At 61.6% G+C, this 17506-nt stretch carries 17 protein-coding genes; 2 read left to right on the top strand and 15 right to left on the bottom strand.

Annotated elements, in window-relative coordinates:
- Positions 1-33: 33 nt before the first annotated feature.
- From ACR2J1_RS03155 to ACR2J1_RS03125, 7 genes are all read right to left on the bottom strand, one after another.
- Positions 34-654: a c-type cytochrome gene (locus tag ACR2J1_RS03155; protein ID WP_434017898.1), complete on the bottom strand. Its 621-nt coding sequence runs from the start codon at positions 652-654 to the stop codon at positions 34-36.
- A 237-nt stretch (positions 655-891) separates the two neighbouring features.
- Positions 892-1605, bottom strand: coding sequence for a hypothetical protein (locus ACR2J1_RS03150; protein WP_434017897.1), 714 nt, complete (start codon positions 1603-1605; stop codon positions 892-894).
- 113 nt (positions 1606-1718) lie between these two features.
- Positions 1719-3533, bottom strand: coding sequence for a quinoprotein dehydrogenase-associated putative ABC transporter substrate-binding protein (locus ACR2J1_RS03145; protein ID WP_434017896.1), 1815 nt, complete (start codon positions 3531-3533; stop codon positions 1719-1721).
- A 158-nt stretch (positions 3534-3691) separates the two neighbouring features.
- On the bottom strand, positions 3692-5578 hold the full coding sequence (locus ACR2J1_RS03140) for a PQQ-dependent dehydrogenase, methanol/ethanol family (protein ID WP_434017895.1): 1887 nt from the start codon (positions 5576-5578) through the stop codon (positions 3692-3694).
- Positions 5579-6240: 662 nt separating this feature from the next.
- The gene (locus tag ACR2J1_RS03135; protein ID WP_434017894.1) at positions 6241-6894 is read right to left on the bottom strand and encodes a response regulator; all 654 of its coding nucleotides are present in this window, start codon (positions 6892-6894) and stop codon (positions 6241-6243) included.
- Positions 6891-8339, bottom strand: coding sequence for an ATP-binding protein (locus tag ACR2J1_RS03130; protein WP_434017893.1), 1449 nt, complete (start codon positions 8337-8339; stop codon positions 6891-6893). The genes ACR2J1_RS03135 and ACR2J1_RS03130 overlap by 4 nt, the downstream gene beginning before the upstream one ends.
- A 278-nt stretch (positions 8340-8617) precedes the next feature.
- Positions 8618-9052: a hypothetical protein gene (locus tag ACR2J1_RS03125; RefSeq protein ID WP_434017909.1), complete on the bottom strand. Its 435-nt coding sequence runs from the start codon at positions 9050-9052 to the stop codon at positions 8618-8620.
- Between the two features lie 173 nt (positions 9053-9225).
- On the opposite strand from ACR2J1_RS03125, the gene ACR2J1_RS03120 reads away from it, so the two are divergent.
- On the top strand, positions 9226-9480 hold the full coding sequence (locus ACR2J1_RS03120; RefSeq protein WP_434017892.1) for a hypothetical protein: 255 nt from the start codon (positions 9226-9228) through the stop codon (positions 9478-9480).
- A 13-nt stretch (positions 9481-9493) separates the two neighbouring features.
- On the opposite strand, the gene ACR2J1_RS03115 is transcribed toward ACR2J1_RS03120, so the two are convergent.
- Positions 9494-10111, bottom strand: coding sequence for a hypothetical protein (locus ACR2J1_RS03115; protein ID WP_434017891.1), 618 nt, complete (start codon positions 10109-10111; stop codon positions 9494-9496).
- A gap of 168 nt (positions 10112-10279) precedes the next feature.
- Between ACR2J1_RS03115 and ACR2J1_RS03110 the strand changes: the two genes are divergently transcribed.
- Positions 10280-10546, top strand: a complete 267-nt coding sequence (locus ACR2J1_RS03110; protein WP_434017890.1) for a hypothetical protein — start codon at positions 10280-10282, stop codon at positions 10544-10546.
- 15 nt (positions 10547-10561) lie between these two features.
- Here the strand turns inward: ACR2J1_RS03110 and ACR2J1_RS03105 are convergent, their stop codons facing one another.
- The 7 genes from ACR2J1_RS03105 to ACR2J1_RS03075 all read right to left on the bottom strand — a co-directional run.
- Positions 10562-10789 (bottom strand): YncE family protein, encoded by a 228-nt coding sequence (locus tag ACR2J1_RS03105; protein WP_434017889.1) that lies wholly within the window; start codon positions 10787-10789, stop codon positions 10562-10564.
- Between the two features lie 15 nt (positions 10790-10804).
- The gene (locus tag ACR2J1_RS03100; RefSeq protein ID WP_434017888.1) at positions 10805-11038 is read right to left on the bottom strand and encodes a YncE family protein; all 234 of its coding nucleotides are present in this window, start codon (positions 11036-11038) and stop codon (positions 10805-10807) included.
- Positions 11035-11529: a YncE family protein gene (locus ACR2J1_RS03095; protein WP_434017887.1), complete on the bottom strand. Its 495-nt coding sequence runs from the start codon at positions 11527-11529 to the stop codon at positions 11035-11037. The genes ACR2J1_RS03100 and ACR2J1_RS03095 overlap by 4 nt, the downstream gene beginning before the upstream one ends.
- Before the next feature lie 13 nt (positions 11530-11542).
- Positions 11543-13693 carry an NAD-dependent DNA ligase LigA gene (gene ligA / locus ACR2J1_RS03090; RefSeq protein ID WP_434017886.1) on the bottom strand — a complete coding sequence of 717 codons (2151 nt, stop codon included), beginning with the start codon at positions 13691-13693 and terminating at the stop codon, positions 11543-11545.
- Between the two features lie 160 nt (positions 13694-13853).
- Positions 13854-15653, bottom strand: a complete 1800-nt coding sequence (locus ACR2J1_RS03085) for a sigma-70 family RNA polymerase sigma factor (protein WP_434017885.1) — start codon at positions 15651-15653, stop codon at positions 13854-13856.
- Between the two features lie 699 nt (positions 15654-16352).
- The gene (locus ACR2J1_RS03080) at positions 16353-16715 is read right to left on the bottom strand and encodes a hypothetical protein (protein WP_434017884.1); all 363 of its coding nucleotides are present in this window, start codon (positions 16713-16715) and stop codon (positions 16353-16355) included.
- A 175-nt stretch (positions 16716-16890) separates the two neighbouring features.
- A partial coding sequence (locus ACR2J1_RS03075) for an HlyD family type I secretion periplasmic adaptor subunit (protein WP_434017883.1) occupies positions 16891-17506 on the bottom strand: 616 nt, incomplete at its 5' end.

The following is a 17506-nucleotide window of genomic DNA, read 5'->3' as shown; positions in this document are numbered from 1 at the left end:
CTAACCAAAATTTAAGCTGACGCTCGCTTCGCCCTATTGCGGACCGCCCGAAAGGTCTTGGGTGGGCTCGCCGGCGCGCTTCAAAGAGCTTGGGTTCTTCGCGCGGAGAAAGGCGATGACCTTCCACATCTCGTCGGAGGTCTTAATGATCGAGCCGAAAGGAGGCATCGGTCCCACGACGATCTCTTGCTTGATGCGCTTGTAGCCCAGCTTTTTGAGATCGTCGCTGCCGAGAGCGATCAGCCGGAACAGGACGTCGTCGCTCGCGCCATAGACCCAACTATCGTTGGTGAGAGGCGGACACATGCCGCCGCCGCCGCCGCCGCCGTGGCAGCCATTGCAGCTATAGGAGAGGTATTTCTTGTGTCCCTCTTCGGCCATCGCATCGATCTGGTCGTTGTAGGGATTGTGCAGACCTCCAATCGGCGTGGCCTTGATGAGATCGAGCGGCGGCGTGGTATCGCCAGGCTTGCAGCATTCGCCAGCAGCGCCGGCTGCGGGAGCCGCCGCATCGCCCGCGGCTGGCGCGGCATCGCCGGCAGCCGGTGCGGCACCGCCAGCAGCGGGCTGCGAGGTGTCGGCGGCAGACGCAAGGCCAAGGCCAAGGCCCCCGACCAGCCCTAATCCCAAAATTCCAATGATGATTTTTCTCACGGTTCTCGTTTCCTTGCCCTAGCTACGGTTTTTGTTGCATTTGAATATCGTCGGTGAGAACGGATGCCGGACACCTCGGTCGGCGTGCGGCCACATCACCAGTAGCCTTGGTTCCTTCTTTTATGCAACGCCACGATGGAAAAATCCTGAATATTGATCAGGATCAAGGGCATCATAGAACTTGGGGTTGGAGGGTCGCGGTGCGGCATTTTGACTTGGTAAAGGCGCCGTCCGCCTTCACTGGGTGACTTCGAAATCCATGCCTTCAAAGGTGTAGCGCGGCTCCTGGACCCAGATGCCATCCTCCTGCACGGGCACCTTGTGGATCTTCACGTTCTCCACCTTGAGCTTGCCCGTTTTCTCATCGATCCAGAAGTCGACGTCGTAATACTCGTCCTGGCTGCCCTTTTTGCGGAAGTCGGTGCAGGCGAAATATTGCCCGTCCTTCTTCAGGCGCCGGATCGGCTGATGCATCTCGACGAACTCCAGCGGAATCGTCTCGCCGGTCTTGTCGTCCTTGAGCTCCAGCATGCCGTCCTTGTCTTTGTTGGCGGCGATGTAATTGTGAATCGCGCTCATGACGTGCCAGGCGCGCGTGACCTCCATGTCGCCGGGATGCTCCTGCACCGGCAGCCACCACCACGCGACCGGCAGCCGCGTGATCATGGTGTAGCTGTCGCCGTCGCGCTTCGGACCCTTCTGCACACGAATATCCATGAGCTTCAGCTCCTCGCCTTCCGGCTTGAACCAGAAGTCGATGGCGTATTGCTTCTTCGGCTCGCCCTTGTCGTGGAAGATGACATTGGCGAACCAGCCATAGCCCGTCATGCCGCGCACGATCTTGATTTTCTCGAAGATGAGGTTGAGGTCGGCGTTCAGCTTGGGATCGTGAAAGACGAAGGCGCCGTCCTTGGAGCGCTCATTGAGCACCTCCTGAACGCGCTGGTTCACAGCCGCCTCATCGAAGTCTTTGCTGGCTGCTGGAGAGATCGCCGCGACCCAAAAGCATAAGGCCGCGGCACACGCCGTGGCCGATGCGATCGAAAGTCCCAAGATCGACCGTGTCATTGCGGGGTGGTGCTTTCCTTGCTCTCCGGCGCGCTTGCGGCGCGCGCGGTACCCAAGACGAGGATCGCCTGCGCCGCTTCAGCGTTGCCGTTAAGTTGCGCAACGTCGCGCGCGGTTTGGCCACTCTTGTTCTTAAGCTCGGGGTCGGCGCCGGCTTCCATAAGCAGACCGATCATCGGCGGATTGTTGTGGGTCGCCGCCACCATCAGCGCGGTCATGCCATTCTTCGACTGAGCATTGACGTTTGCGCCCCGCTCGACAAGACCCTTGGCCACGTCGATGGGTCGGGTGGACCCGGGCACGAACATGGCGCCCTCGGCAGGGGCCATCTGCGCCGCCGCCAACATCAAGGGCGTGAGACCGTCGGCGCCGGACGCCGCACTCACATCGGCGCCACCCTCCATAAGGGCCTTGGCGACCTCATATCTCTGCTCAGCGATTGCGATATTGAGGGGACGGAAGCCTTCCGGCCCGGGCTCCTCGGCGTTGGCGCCCTTCTCGAGAAGAAGCTTTACGGATGGAACGTGATCGCGCATCGCCGCCGCGATCACTGGCGTCATTCCATTGCCGTCGACGACGTTCGGGTTGGCGCCGTTCTCGATCAGCAACGCAACTATCTTGTCCTTGCGCTGCCGCGCAGCGCTGGTCAGCGGAGTCCAGCCTTGAGTATCGGCCGCGTTCACGTCCGCGCCCTTGCTCAGCAGAAACTTGATGCGCTCGGAGTCGCCGGCAATGATCGCATTGCTCAACTCCTGGGTAATGTCGGCGCCCTCTTCGAGCCACCGCTCCACCCTTTCCTGCGTGACGATCTGGTCGGGCGAGGCGAGATCCGGACGCGCCTTGAAGTCCTCCTGCGCGGGCTGGATGTAGCTGCCATGGGCCGGCAGATCGCCCGCGACAATGCATTTGCTGCACTGAACGAGCGGCACGCCAAAATCTCTCAGGATCTTCTCGACCTCCTCCGCCTTGTCCTCCAGCGCGTGGTCCAGCATGTATTTCAGGAATGCATCCGTCGTGCGCACGCCAAGGCCAAGCTCGAACTCGAGCGGCACTTTGTCGTCATCGAGATTGACCGGCAGAATCGTCAGCGGTTCATTCTTCACGGCCTTGCGCCAGCCCGCGAAGGGCCCGAACACCGCGGCGACGTCCAGATCGCCATCGAGCACGCGCTGTACCCCATACCAGGGCTGATTCTCGGGGACGAGATCCCCATCATGGGTCTGGGTCTGAAGCTGAACGTTATTCACGATGCCGCGTTTGGCGAGCGCGATGCGAATGCCGGAGGTCTGGAACACGCCGATCTTGAGATCCTTGAGCCTGGGATCGTCGAGACCGGTGAGATTCAGGCCCTTATCGTTGCGGTAAACGAGGACGTAGGGCGTCTTGTAGACGGGAAGCGTCGTGAGCAGCCGGTGGGTCGTGGGAATGTCGAACATCACTTCGCAGTAGCCTTCATCGAAAGTCGAGCGCGTGAGGCCACGCTCGATAAAGGGCTGCCAGTGGTAATTCAGACGCGCGCCCATAGACTCCGCCAGGAGCGTGGCGAGTTTGTTCTGAAAGCCCTCTTGCTCGATGTTCGAGAGCGGCATGTTGCCGGGATCGGCGCAGACGTTCAGCACGCGCAGCTTTTTCCCCTTATAGGCAGCCTTGGCGGCCGCGCGGATCGCGATATGCTCGCTCGGGGTGAGCTGGTCGAACTCTTTGTTCTGGTCTCGCTTCTGGGCTTTTTCGGCGGCAGGTGCCGCGGTGATGCCGAGACCAGCGAGGCATACGGCCATCGCCACAAGAATACGAAAGGGGGGATAGGACACGGGCCTTACTTCGCTTTGCTCAAGGGAGGCGCCAGCGAAGGGAACAAAAATCCCATCAACTCTGGCCGCCGTGGGTACCAGTCGTCAGGGTGTTATACAGGAAAAAGACGCCCGATGCCGCAAGGCACCGGGCGTCCATTTTTTCTAGAGCGTCGTGACTATTCGAAGACGCGGAAGACGTTCAGCTCACCACCCTGCGGGATAAATTGCAGGCTGGCGGCCTTGGTCATGGCCGTGGCACCGATGGCGCCAAACTTGTCTTCGAGGTCGAGACCAGCCGTCACAGGCAGACCGATCCAGCCGCCGATGCCCGAATAGACACCAACGTATTGCTTGTCACCGATTTTCCAGGTGGCCGGGTTGCCGATGATGCCGGAACCAAGCTTGCGGCTCCACAGGATCTTACCGGAATTCCGGTCGACCGCGCGGAAGTCACCGCCGAGGCTGCCATAGAACATCAGGCCGCCGTCGGTGACCATGGTGCCACCCCAGTTCGGATATTGATCCGGGATTTCCCACAGCGTCTTGCCGGTCAAGACATCGTATTTCTTGATCTTGCCGGTCGTGCCTGGCTTCTCAGGATACATGTACACGTTCGCGAACACGTAGACCGTGCCCTGGTTCGTGTGCGTGCGCTCCTGGGGCTCAAGCTCCATGCACCAGTTGTTGGTCGGCATATAGAAGATATTGCCTTCCTTCGGGTCCACGGCACCTGGCTGCTGGTCCTTACCACCCATAGCAGACGGGCAGGTCGAGACATTGCGGCCAACTTCGAGCGGAGAATGGTCGCGCACTTTGACCGGACGGCCGGTCTTCATGTCAACCTTCTCGGCCCAGTCCGTCGTCACGTATTTCGTGGCGCGGAGCAGATTACCGTTGGTGCGATCCATGACATAGGCGAAGCCATTGCGGTCGAAATGGGTCAAAGCTTTGACCTTCTTACCGTCAATGTCCATCTCGGTGAGCATGTTCTCGTTGATGCCGTCATAGTCCCACTGATCGAAGGGGGTCATCTGGTAAGCCCAGACTGCCTCACCAGTGTCAACCTTGCGGGCGAAGATAACCATCGACCACTTGTTGTCGAACTCACCGGTGTTGCACTCTTCGTGGGTCTTATCGGGGCAACGATATTGCGGGCTCCACAGGCCGGGGTTACCCGTCGAGTAGTAAACCAGCTTCAGCTCGGGATCATAGCTGTACCAACCCCAAGCAGCGCCGCCGCCGATCTTGTAGTCCTCGCCCGGGAAGGTCTTGATACCCAGGTCTGAACCAGCTTGACCGAACTGCGGGTTGTCCTTGTTGGTGTCGGAAGTCAGGCACACGTCCTTGTCGGAACCCGTGCTGTGGCATTCCCAAACCTTAGAACCATCCTTGAGGGCATAGGCGGTGAAACGACCGCGAGCGGCGAATTCGTCACCACCGAAGCCGATCATCACCTTGTCGTCGGCGATCAACGGAGCCGATGTGATGGTCTCACCCTTCTCGGGAAAAGCATGCTTGACCACCCAAACTTCCTTGCCGGTCTGGCCGTCGAGAGCAATCACGAAACCATCGAGAGTGCCATAGACGAACTTGCCGTCGGCGTAGGAACCGCCACGGTTCACGGTGTCGCAGCAAGCGCGCGGCACAGCAGACTCGTCACGATCGGTCTTCTTCACGTAGTTCCAAACCTGCTTCGGGTTGTCAGGATCGGTCAGATCCAGAGCCTGAACCACGTTGCAGTTCGACATCGCGGGACAGCCGGAAACCATGAACAGCATGGTCTTGCCACCGACATCCTTAATCACAAGGGGCTGGCCTTCGTGACCGCGGAGGGCATTGGTGCCCTGCAGCCAGATCATCTGCAGCTTGTTGACGTTCTTGGTATTGATGTCTGCGAGCGTGCTGTGACGCGTAAGCTCGAAGTCGCGACCAGGAAGCGGCCACTGATCAGGGTCTTTAATCCTAGCCAGCTGCTCCTCATCGGAGTTTGCCATTGCTTGACCGGACAGACCCATCATCACAGCGATGAGGGTGCCCGCAAGCACACCAAACTTCATATTCATATCTTTCTCCTCTCCCTAGCTACTCAGTTCACCGAACGAATCTGAGTTTGTTCTCAAAAGCCCAAACTGGCTTCCTAGGCGGATTGCCTAGAGAGCACCGAGCCCTTGCAAATTTTCAAGTTGTCACAGTGGATATGGGAGGCTGCCCAAATATGCCGAAGCAACCGAACTAGCCTCGCGCCCGCTTTAGGCGGCGGGTTCTTGGATGAACACATCACGCGGTGACACCTCACGAGAAATCTCAGCTTAACGCAGAATGTGACACGAGCGGCATCGAAACCGATGGAAACACGCGTCCCAACCATTGCCAAGCTATCCGCTCATAATTGCCAAATGTGATTTGTTTGCAAGTGAAAAGTGCTACCCGCAATGAATTCTGGCAAACGCAGTTCCGTTCGCTGCACTGCATCATGCGCGCGCGCCTCACAGCCCCCGTGTCAAGTGCAAAGTTTTGCGTTTTGGGTGCAGCGCACTGCGTTATCCTGCGCACCACTGTCAGTTCAAAGCGCGAGTGACAGGCGCAGGAATCTTTGCGCGCGCCTCATCCCAGGACAGAAAAACGCTCGATCCCGCGAGGCACTCGCGATCCCTACCGGAATTCCGGTCGACCGCGCTCTAATCGAGTACGTTGCTGCGGCCCGCTTTCGTGGGTCTTGCCCGCCTTAAAGCCGCGGTGTCTTGGACGTTGCGGTCGGCAGATGCTGGATGGCAATCCGCATTAATTCCGGGAGCGTGCGCACGCCTAGCTTCGCCTTCAGCTGCGTGCAGGTGTTGGCGACGGTCTTGTAGCTGACATGCAGTTGCTCGGCGATAACGCCATAGGGCTTGCCCTCCGCCACAAGGGCTAAGGTCTGAAGCTCGCGCACCGTCATGCGGCGCAGCGGATTGCTGGTGCCTCTCGCCTCCATAAATGCCACTTCGGAGGCGAGGTCGTGGCTGAGATAGGGCTGGTTATCGCGAACTCTCTGGTAGGCCTTCAACATCTCGTCGGGCGCCGCATCCTTGAGCACATATCCCGTGGCGCCGACCTCGAGCGCGCGGCTTACGATGACCGGATCCGAATGCATGGTGAACACCAAGATGGGCGTCTTCTGGTCATGCAGGCGAAGCCTGCGGATGAAGGAGAGCCCGCCGAGGGCACCGGTTCGCATGGCGAGATCGACGATGATCACATCCGGCTTGTGTGCGCGATAGAGCCGGAAGCCATCGGCCAGGCTTTGCGCCTCCATGATCTGCTCGACGCCGGCATCCTCCAGCAATTGTCGGCAGCCCTGCAATACGATGGGGTGGTCGTCGATGACGAGAACGCGGCTCACGGATTCCCTCCAACACGTTCCGGCTCGCGTGAGCGATCGACGCTCCGTTGCACGGGGATCTCAACCTGAATGATAGTTCCTTTGGCGCGGCCGCTCGAAACCTCGCAGGTTCCGCCATGCGAGCGCACCCGCTCCGTCATGATGGTGAGACCGAAGCCTTTCGGCGTCGACGAGGCGATTCCCTTACCGTCGTCAGTCAGGGTGAGAGTCAACCTTGTACGCTGTGGTTTTGGTTTTGCCCCGTTGCCGCGGCGCTCGGGTTTCTCGACGAGGTCGAGCGTCACGTTCCTCGCTTTGCCATGGCGAATGGCGTTGGTGATGCCCTCCTGGATGCAGCGATAGAGGGTTAGGTCGATCGGTTCCCCATAGGACACGGCAAGGCCGTTCAGGTTGGCGACGATGTGGGTGTCGGGATGCCGCGCCTGGAAGCCAACGATAAGCTCGTCGATCAGCTCGGAAAGATTGACCTTGCCGAGGGGGCCGGGACGCAGCTTTTTTAGGAGGGCGCGGTTCATCAGCTTAAGGCGCTCTGCAATGGTGAGAATCTCGCCGACGCGACGCGAGATTTCCGAGGCGCCGCCGTTGGGCACTTGCTCGGCGAGCTTGTGGATCGAGGACGCATTGGCGGTGATGCCGAAGAGGCAGGGTCCGGCCTCATCATGGAGCTCGGTGGCGATCTCACGCCTCTCCCCTTCCTGCACGGAAATCAGCTGGCGATAGAGGCGGCTGTTCTCGTCTCGCGCCGTATCGAGGGCGGAGGCCAGGGTATTGAAGCGATTGGTGATGCGCGCGAGCTCCTTCACTTTCGGTGGTGTCAGGCGCGTGGCGTAGAGGCCATCCTCGAGATTGTGCATGCCCTTGGACAGATGCGCGAGGGGATCAAGGACGCGGCCCAGCACGATGTAGAGAACGGCTAGGATGAGCACCTCAAGGCTGAGCCAAACAAGCACAAGCCAAGAGAAGTCGCGCCATGCCTCCGCGATCTCGTCGCGCGGCTCGCCGACAATGATCACGGGATTAGAGATGTCGGAGGTGACGACGCGGACCGCGCGGCCCGGAAGCTGCGGCCGCACGAGATCTGCAAACCAGGCCGGGGGGTCAGACGCGTCGGCTTTGTCCAGTTCCTGCGACAGGACGTTTATTTGGCCGGCAGATTCCATAAACATGATGCGCACATGGCGCAAATGCTTCAGCTGAAGTGGCAACTCTTGCTGGAGCTGATCGCCGCGACCCCGGGCGGAGAGCTCGTTGATGGTCGCCGCAACGAAACGCTGCGCGACCTCAAGCGACGCCTCGATTTCGACGCGCGTTGCGGTGCGCGTGTTGAGCACGGAGACGCCGGCGGCGATCATGCCGGCGAGCAAATTGATGGCGCCGACTGCGACGAGCAGCTGCGTTCGGACCGGCCGGTCATACCAAAGCGTTTGTGCGAGCTTTTGCAGCACGCTTTCTGAGGTCTCCCCGCCAGAGCGCTCGCAACGGGCATGGCTTTCTCCTGCAAGCGCCATACCCATTTCAAAAGCGCCCAAACTATCGCTTGATCCGCTCCCTATCTATTTTTGGCTGTTTTGCCATAGAGAGTCGCGGAAGACTCCACTGCAAGCCGGAAGTGGTGAATTAGCAAGAGCAAGCTTGGCAATAGGTTTGCCAAGTTTTCCCGCTCAAATCTAGGAGGCCACGTCGCGTCTATCCCGCCCGACCTTCCGCCGCTCACCACCGGACCTCAGGTGGCGCGCCGACCGAAGGCAAGAATGCCGGTCAAAGGCACAACAAAGCCGATCACGATTGCGGCAATCGTGAGCTCGGGAAGGTGGCCGTAGGCCCCGCGATCGACCTCGAAGATCCAGTTCAGATATTTGGTCTCGAGCTGACCCGCGACGAGGGCGAGATTCATCAGCGACGCCATGAGCGCAAACCAGGTGGCACGGCGCCCCGCCGGCGCGTTGATGGCAACGAGGGTGAGCGCGGGGATCATGCTGAGCTCCGCAAAGGGGGAGGATGCAGTGGTATCGACGAGCGCGATCGTGCGCGCGCCGAAGCCGAACATTGCCTCGGTCCACTCGTCCCAACGCAACGCGAGCGCGATGGTCGGCAGCGACAGGACCGTGCCGAGGATGGTGAGCCAGAGCAGGACCCTGGCGATGGGCTCGCGCGTGATGACGTCGGAAACAGCCAGGCGCCGGCTGAGGCCGGCTCCGATCTGTGCCAGCGCGTGCCGTAGAAGGCTTCATCGAAACCTAGCACATCAATGGTGACAGCGATAGCCCTCCCCTACCCCCGGCGTCGCGCGGTAGAGAAAGATGACAAGCGCCGCGTAAAGAATTTGCTTGAGTGCTCCTCGTCGAGTTCCTGCGCAATGCGAAAGAGCATGAGCGCAATCACGGTGACGGAAACGAGGAAGATCAGTTCCTGACCAAAGGGAACGCCGCCGAGGCCGATGGCGATCACCACCGCTCCGAAGAGAAAGCCACCACCGAGGATGCGCCAATCGACGGGTCCGCGTTCGGTGTGATCGAGACGAACCAGAAGCGCGCCGGTCAGGGAAATCGCGGGGATCGCGAGGCCGAGCAGGAGATGGTCTCGTAGCTGTAAATCTGTGCTAGCCAGCCCGACAGACCGGCAACGGAAAGACGCCGGACCAAAGCGCGAGCCGCCCCAGCACCTGAACGAGGCCGAGTTCGCGCTCGACCTCATGCTTCGGACGGGGGCTGCCGTCGGGCCGCTCGCGGTCCACGACTTCGGTGGTCATGGCGTCGGCGATGACATCCTGGAGGACGATGCCGATCACGATGAGAAGCTGGGCCGCGATATAGAGGGCGTTCTTGCTGGCGAAATCTATCCAGCCGCCGGCGGCGCCGGCCAGCATGACAAGCCCGCTGGCGACGAGCGAGGCGCCCATGAAGACGTAAGCCCTGCGCTGGGAGCCGAACACCGGCACGGAATCGGCCAGCTGGCCGAACACCATCTTGATGGTCCACGGCAAGGTCAGCCATACGGCAACCGACGCAAGCTCGGCAGGGCTCAGCGTCAAATCCTCCTTGATCCAAAACGTTTCGGCTATGGTGATGAGGCCGAGCGCGCCGTAGGCGTAATAGATCATGAGCAGCGGCAGGTAGCGCCAACGCATGGCGCGCACCGGCGTGACCAGCGCCGCTTTCAGCTTACGCAGAGGCACCTGGCTGCGGTCGTACGGCGGTGGTCCAAACGCCTCCGTCATCACCCGCGCTTCGCCAGCGCTGTGTTGATCTCGATCAAGGCTGTGACGGTCCTGACCTGTTGCGGTTGGCTCTGCGATAAGATGGCTGCCGCTGGCGACATGCCGCGGACATGAAGTAGCATTAAACTGCCCCGCCGCACCGACGACTTAACTGCCGAGGAGATGACAATGGCCGCCAACGACGCCGAGATGCCCGACCAGCAGGCGCTGCGGGACGACCTGAACGAGATCGCCAAGCACGTCACCAGCCTGCGCGAAGAGATCGAAGGCCTGACCGGCTCCATCGCGCGAGCAGGCGGCCATCAGATCCACCGCATGCAGAGCACCGCCAACGACGCCGTGGCCGCTTTGGAGGACGCGGTGCGGCGGGATCCGCTTTCCGCGATGGGCATTGCGCTCGGCGTTGGCCTTCTGCTCGGCATCTTGCGCCGATAGCGCGCTCGACGCGTTCTAGGACGTGCTGCCGGCGGGGGTGATGGCCAAAGAGCGCGCGCCCCTCTCGACGTCGAACCGGTTCAACTCCTGGCCGGTCTCGCCATCGAGAACCGAAATGTCGCTCGATCCGGCGTTCAGAACATAGACCCTGGTGCCGGCGGGATTAATGACGATGCTGCCGGGACTGCTCGCAACGCGGATCCGTTCCAGCAAGACGAGCGCTTCGGGATCGACCAGGCTCACCGTGCCGGACGCCTGTTAGAGACAAAGACGCGTTCGCCGTCGGCCGATGGCCACGCCTGTCGGCGCGGCGCCGACCTTGACCTGGCCAAGGGTTTGCAGGCTGCGAACGCTCAAGACGACAAGGTCGGAGCTGTTCAGATCCGCGACATAGAGCCGGTCGTCGGTGTCGGCCAGCGCCAGCGCCGAAGGCGCCAGCCCGACGGACAGCGTCGCGACGACAATATGGCGGTCGAGATCAACGACGCTCACGCTGATATCCTCGGTGTTGGCCACGAACGCGCGACGATGCGACAGGGACACCGCAACCCGGCAGGCGCGCGCCCTACCTTGATCTCAGCGAGTCTGTTGCCTGACTCCGCGTCGAGCACGATAAGGGTGCCGCGGCCGGGGTCGGTGACGAAGACCCGCCCCCCCGCTTTCGCGGCGATCCCCGATGGACTTCCACCGATCCCGATCCCGCGAGCGGTCATGGTCTCCTTGTCGAGAACTGTGATTTTCCCATAAGCCGGATGCGTGATGTAGAGATGCAAGCCGTCGGGTGCAGCAGCGATCTCAGCCGCCCCAGGACTGATGTTGACGTCACCAATCTGCGTGTCCTTGTGCGTATCGAAGACCGCGACGCTCGCTTTCTCTTCGTTGACGACAAAGAGCAGCGGCGCCGTACCCTTCGCCGCGCCCGTCAACATGCAAGCGAGGAGAACGATCAGGATACGGGCAATGCTTGCTGCGGGGGTCGGCATCGATGGTCCTTCGCTATGCCTTGTCGATGAGCTTCAGCCACTCATCTTCGGTCAACACCGCGACACCCAAGTCGTGGGCATTTTTGAGCTTTGAGCCGGCGCCAGGGCCGGCGACGACATAGTCCGCGTTGTTCGACACCGTGCCCGAGACCTTAGCGCCAAGACGCTCGGCCGTCGCCTTCGCTTCGGAGCGGGTCATCAGCTCAAGGGTGCCGGTGAAGACCACCGTCTTGCCGGCGATGGCCGACACCGTCTCCACCGCCTCAAGCGGCTCGGGTGTCACGTGCTGCAACAGCTCATCGACGACGTCGACATTATGCGGCTCGGCGAAGAACTCCGCGATGGCGCGCGCGACGGCAGGGCCGATACCTTCAATATTGTCGAGATCGGCAAAGGCTTCCCCTTCCGGATGCGCTGCCGCTTTCACCATGCTGTCGCGAAAGTTCTCGATCGTGTCGTAAGTCCTTGCAAGCAGACGCGCCGTCGTCTCGCCGACATGGCGAATGCCGAGCGCATAAATGAAGCGATCTAGACGCACCTTGCGCCGCGCGGCGATGGCGTCGAATAATTTGCGCGCGGAGGTTTCGCCCCACCCTTCCCGCTCCTCCAGCTTGTCGGACGCCCGCGCGTTGCGCTGCTCCAGCGTGAAGGTGTCGGGCGGAGACCGGATGAGGCCGTCGTCGTAAAAGCTCTTGATGTTCTTCTCGCCCAGCCCTTCGATGTCGAAGGCGTTGCGCGAGACGAAGTGCTTGAGACGCTCGACGCGCTGCGCCGGACAGATGAGGCCGCCGGTGCAGCGCCGGACCACATCCTCCTTGCCGGTGGTGGGGTTGATCTCGCGAACGGCGTGGCTGCCGCAGGCCGGGCAGACAATCGGAAACGTGAATCGTTTCGCGCCCTTAGGCCGCTTTTCCTCAACCGGCCCCAGAATCTGCGGGATTACGTCGCCGGCGCGCTGGACGATGACCGTGTCGCCGATGCGTACATCCTTGCGCGCGATTTCATCTTCGTTGTGGAGGGTGGCGTTTTGCACGACGACGCCGCCCACGGTGACGGGCTCGAGCTTGGCGACGGGAGTCAAGGCGCCGGTGCGGCCGACCTGGATGTCGATGCCGCGCAGGATCGTCGTGGCTTTCTCCGCGGGAAATTTATGCGCGATGGCGAAGCGCGGGGAGCGGGAGACAAAGCCGAGACGTTGCTGAAGGTCGAGGCGGTCGAGCTTATAGACGATGCCGTCAATATCGTAGTCGAGGCCCGACCGCCCTGATTCGATATCGCGATAGGTTGCAAGCATTTGCTCGACGGAACGGGTCAAGCGGATGAGCGGATTGAGAGGAAAGTCCCAGGCCCGCAGCAACTCATATGCGTCCCATTGCGTCGCGGCCGGCAGATACGCGGCATCGGCCCAGCCATAGGCGAAGAAGCGCAATGGACGGCTCGAGGTAATCGCGGCGTCGAGCTGTCGGAGCGAGCCTGCCGCGGCGTTGCGTGGGTTGGCGAAGAGACGGTCGCCGCGCGAAGCCTGCTCGGCGTTGAGGCGCTGGAACGCGGCGCCGCTCATATAGATTTCGCCGCGCACCTCGAATTGATCCGGAAAGCTGTCGGAGCGAACGCGGTGCGGGATGTCGGCGATGGTGCGGACATTGGTGGTGACGTTCTCGCCCTCATAGCCATCGCCCCGCGTGGCGCCCTGCACCAGTTGCCCGCGCTCGTAGCGGAGCGTGATGGAGAGGCCGTCGATCTTCGGCTCGGCGGTGAAGGCGAGACCCTCGGGTGACTTCAAGCCGAGAAAGCGCACGACGCGGTCGACGAAATCGCGCACCCCCTCCTCGTCGAACACATTGTTGAGGGAGAGCATCGGGACGAGATGCGGCACCTTGCCGAACGCTTCGACGGGCGCCGAGCCGACGCGCAGCGACGGACTGTCGTCGCGGACGAGATGAGGAAAGCGCGCCTCGATGGCCGCGTTGCGCTCCCGCAGCGCGTCATAGGCGGCGTCGCTGATCTCGGGCGCATCCTCGCGATAATAAAGCGCGTCGTGGTGGGCAATCTCCTGCGCAAGCCGCTTCAACTCGGCCGCGGCCCGCTCCTCGTCGAGGCTCGCCACGTCCTTGGCCTCGAGGCTGCCGGCGCCTTTAGCTGATTTCGGTTTGGCTTTGCTCATGTAGGGCTCGGATCCTCGCAACCGCTTAGACGCAAGGCGGCGCCGGCAGCTTCCGGGCTACCGGCTGTGTCTTACGCCAAACGAAAAGCAGGGAAAATGGCTATCGCGAGCGTTCGTCTCCCCGCGCGCGGCTGCCCGCCGGAACCGACACGGTCCCGGCTTAAGTCTCGGCGAAAGTGTCGAGCGTGTGCCCGTGGTCGCGGAGCTTCTGCAAGGCCTTGGCCTCGATCTGGCGAATGCGCTCGCGCGTGACGCCGAACACCTGGCCAATCTGCTCCAACGTGTGATCGGACATGCCGATGCCGAAGCGCATCCTGAGAATGCGCTCCTCACGGGGAGTCAGTTCCGAGAGCGCCTCGGCGATGCAGGACCGCAGCGATGCAAGCTCGGCCGCCGCATGCGGATCGACAGCATCCGGCGCCTCGATGAGATCGGCCAACGTCGTGTCGCCTTCCTCGCCGATGGGAATGTCGAGCGAGGTCGGCTCACTCACGAGCGACATCACCTGCTCGACCTGCGTGGTCGCGACGCCGGAGCGCTCCGCAATCTCGGCGGTGTCGGGCTCGCGCCCCTTCTGCTGCCGCAGCTTGCTACGCTCGCGTTGCACCTTGCGCGCGGTCTGGCCCATATGCACGGGAATGCGGATCATGCGGCCCTGGTCGGCCATCGCACGCGTGATGGACTGCCGGATCCACCACGTCGCATACGTCGCGACACGCACGCCGTGGCGATAGTTGTACTTCTCCACCGCGCGCATGAGACCCAGATTGCCTTCCTGAATGAGATCGGGAAGGTCGAGAGAGCTGTAGCCGCGATACTTCTTGGCGACGGCAACGACGAGTCGGAGGTGGGAACGCACCATCTCCTCGCGCAACCTCTTCAGCTTGCGGCGCGCCTGCCCGATACCGGCAAGCGTCGCGCGGAAGTCAGCGACATGAAGCCCAAGCCGCTCGGCTAGCGCCTTGAAATCAAATACGATCTTTGCGATCGTGTCAGCGTGGCCCTGCGTCAATTTCCGCCAAGCGGGATCCGGCAGTGCAGCGAGGTCGCGGACGAGCTGCGGGTCGAGCTCGCGACCGGTAAAGCGGTCGATGAGCTCAGCCTGGGAGACGCCGCACGTGACAGCCAACTCAAGCAGCTCGCGCTCGGTCTGGCGCAGGCTGCGCGCCTCGGTGCGAAGCAGATCCATGAGATCGGCGATGCGGTCCTGATGCAGGTTGAGATCGGCGATGCCACTCGTCGCGTTCGACAGCAGCGCCTTGAGGCTGTCCTCGGTGCGTCGCGACGGCGTCTTGCCGCGAGCAAGAGTCGCCACGCGCTTGCGCGCTGCCGTTCCCAGCTCAGCGCCGAGAGCCGCGATGACGTCGAGTCGCGCGGCGGCGTCGCCGATCAAGCGCAGGTCACTCGCCGGGCTGCCGGGCTGATCCTTCTCTTGGCCGTCGTCATGACTTGCGACATCGGCGGCATCGGGATCGATCTCGGGCGGAGCGCCTTCGAGCAGATGACCCAAGCGGAGACGGCCCTCGCGCAAATCTTCCGCCCAGGAGCCGACGCGCTCGACAATAAGCGGAACACCACAGAGACAGTCGAGCAGCGCGTGTTGGGCAGCTTCGATCCTTTTGGCGAGCGCAATCTCCTCCTCGCGGGAAATGAGGTCGCCCGTGCTGATCTGGCGGAAATAGGCGTCGAGGGGGTCGCGCGTGGGATTTGCCACGACGGCGCGCTCCACCGCGACGGCGGGCGCACGATCCACAGGCGCGGCGTCGTCATCCACGGCCGGCTGCCCGTGTGGCACGAACAACTCGGCGACGCTTCCGACGCGACCTGCGCGTTCGGGATTGTCGGCATGAAGCACGCGGCCGTCATCGCTCTCCGCACCCAGAGGCTGGAGGTCGATACGGTCGGCGGGGCGTTCAAAGGTGGCGCCCTCGTTTTCGTCTTCGAACCGTTGGTTCCGCATCGAACCTTTTTCCATTACGTACCCCTGATGGAACCGGGGATGGGCATCAACACGTATGGCGCCGGGATCGCATCCTAGCCGAAAGGGCCCGCGACTTCCCCAGCGCAGCACTGCCGATCGAGGATTTTCGGAAATAGCGACGTCAAAAATCTGCCGTCTCAGCCGGAACGCCTCACAGGCATCAAATGGGGCCAAAGCGCCAGGAAATCAAGGCTTTTTTGACCGGGCAGAGCAGGCTTCAGCGCGTGTGGCCGCTTTAGCCTACAGCTCTAGGTTTATCCAAAGGGAACGGCGCGGGCCCGTGGGGAGCATAAAGGGTGCTCTCCACGATGGATTTCCCGGCTTCCGCCCTCGGTTTGATGCCCTGCTGCTCGCCTTCAGGTTGTGGCAGGTTTAGCTCTGCAAGAAAGCGTGACTTCGTCGTGGGCGTGACAATGGGCGCCCAGCGTTCCACCGTGTTGAGCGAATAAATGGGCTCATATTTGAGCACCGTTTGCTACTCCACAGGCTGGCTCTGGGGGCTATCCATGACATAGGTCTTGCCGTCCACGCGGACGGCAAGGATGGCGTGGAGTACGCCGCGGCGGCGGTCCCTGACGATCGCGAGCCTGAGCTGGTCAGGCGTAAAATCCGAGCTCGATCAAGGTGAAGAGCTTGACAAGGGCGTAGTCCTCGCAATCGGCCCTCCCCTTAAAAAATTCACCGGGCGTGGCCCAAATGGTCCTCAACGCCGTAGATGACGTCGTCATCCGCATAGGCGGGCATGGCGTTGATCGCCGGATTCAGGCGCTGCAATTGCTGGAGGGGCGACAGGCTCTGCACCGAGTGGATGAGCTTCCGCCAGGCAAGCAAGCCCGGCGAGCAGCCCGCGCCGGCCGCCTGGCAGGCCATATAAAACGGCCAGGTGAAAAGCGTGGTCCAAGCGGCCTGGAAGGGCGTGCGCTCGATCTTGAACTCCAAGGAGCCGAGCAGGCCCATCTTGCTCTTTTTCGGCTTTGCGATGGCGCCCGTGACCATCGGGTCGGCAGGCAGGGTGACGAGGCTGACCTGATGCGCCGGCATGTCCTGCCCACCCAGCGCCAGGTCCCTAGAAGCGCCCGCAAAAGCGGCATTTGCGCCAAGGATCGACAGACCGAGAAGCGCGACAGCGGCGCTCAGCGAAAAACGGCTTAAAGAGGGGAAATTCTGCCCATTATTGGGGAAATTCAGCCCGTTGGAGGGCCCAGGCAGTGCAAATTTAGCGTTCGCGTAATGCTTCTTGCCGGGCCTTAATGATGGGCTTGAGGACATAGCTTAGGACGCTCTTTTTTCCTGTTATGATGTCGACCGAAGCGACCATTCCAGGGATAGTGGGCAGAGAGTCCTTGCCTTTTTGTAACGTAGATTCCTCGGTTTTTATGGTAACCAAGTAATAGCTCTCTTTAGTCTGTTCATCGACAGAGCTATCGGACGAGATCATCTCGACCTTTCCTTCCAATCCTCCATAAACAGTAAAATCATAAGCTGTAATTTTAACAATTGCAGGCTGCCCAGGACTGATAAACGCGATATCGCTGGGCTTTATACGTGCTTCGACGAAGAGGTTCTCCTCGATCGGGGTGATCTCGATCATCGGCTCGCCGGCCCGGATCACGCCGCCGACCGTGTTGATCAGGAGCTTGTTCACGATACCCTCGACCGGTGAGCGCACCTCGGTCCGGTTAACGCGGTCCTCGGCGCCCGTGAGGGACTGCTTGACCACGGCAAGCTCGGCCAGCTTGGTATTGAGCTCGGTCTGGGCGGCCTGACGGAAGGTGAGCTTTTCCTCCTGAACCAGCCGCCCGGCCCCGCGGATGGAGGACTCCCCCCTCGGA

The organism is Methyloceanibacter sp. (assembly GCF_050999895.1).
Lineage (GTDB): Bacteria > Pseudomonadota > Alphaproteobacteria > Rhizobiales > Methyloligellaceae > Methyloceanibacter.
The sequence above is the reverse complement of the archived record's forward strand: the minus strand, read 5'-3'. Positions and strand labels throughout refer to the sequence as shown.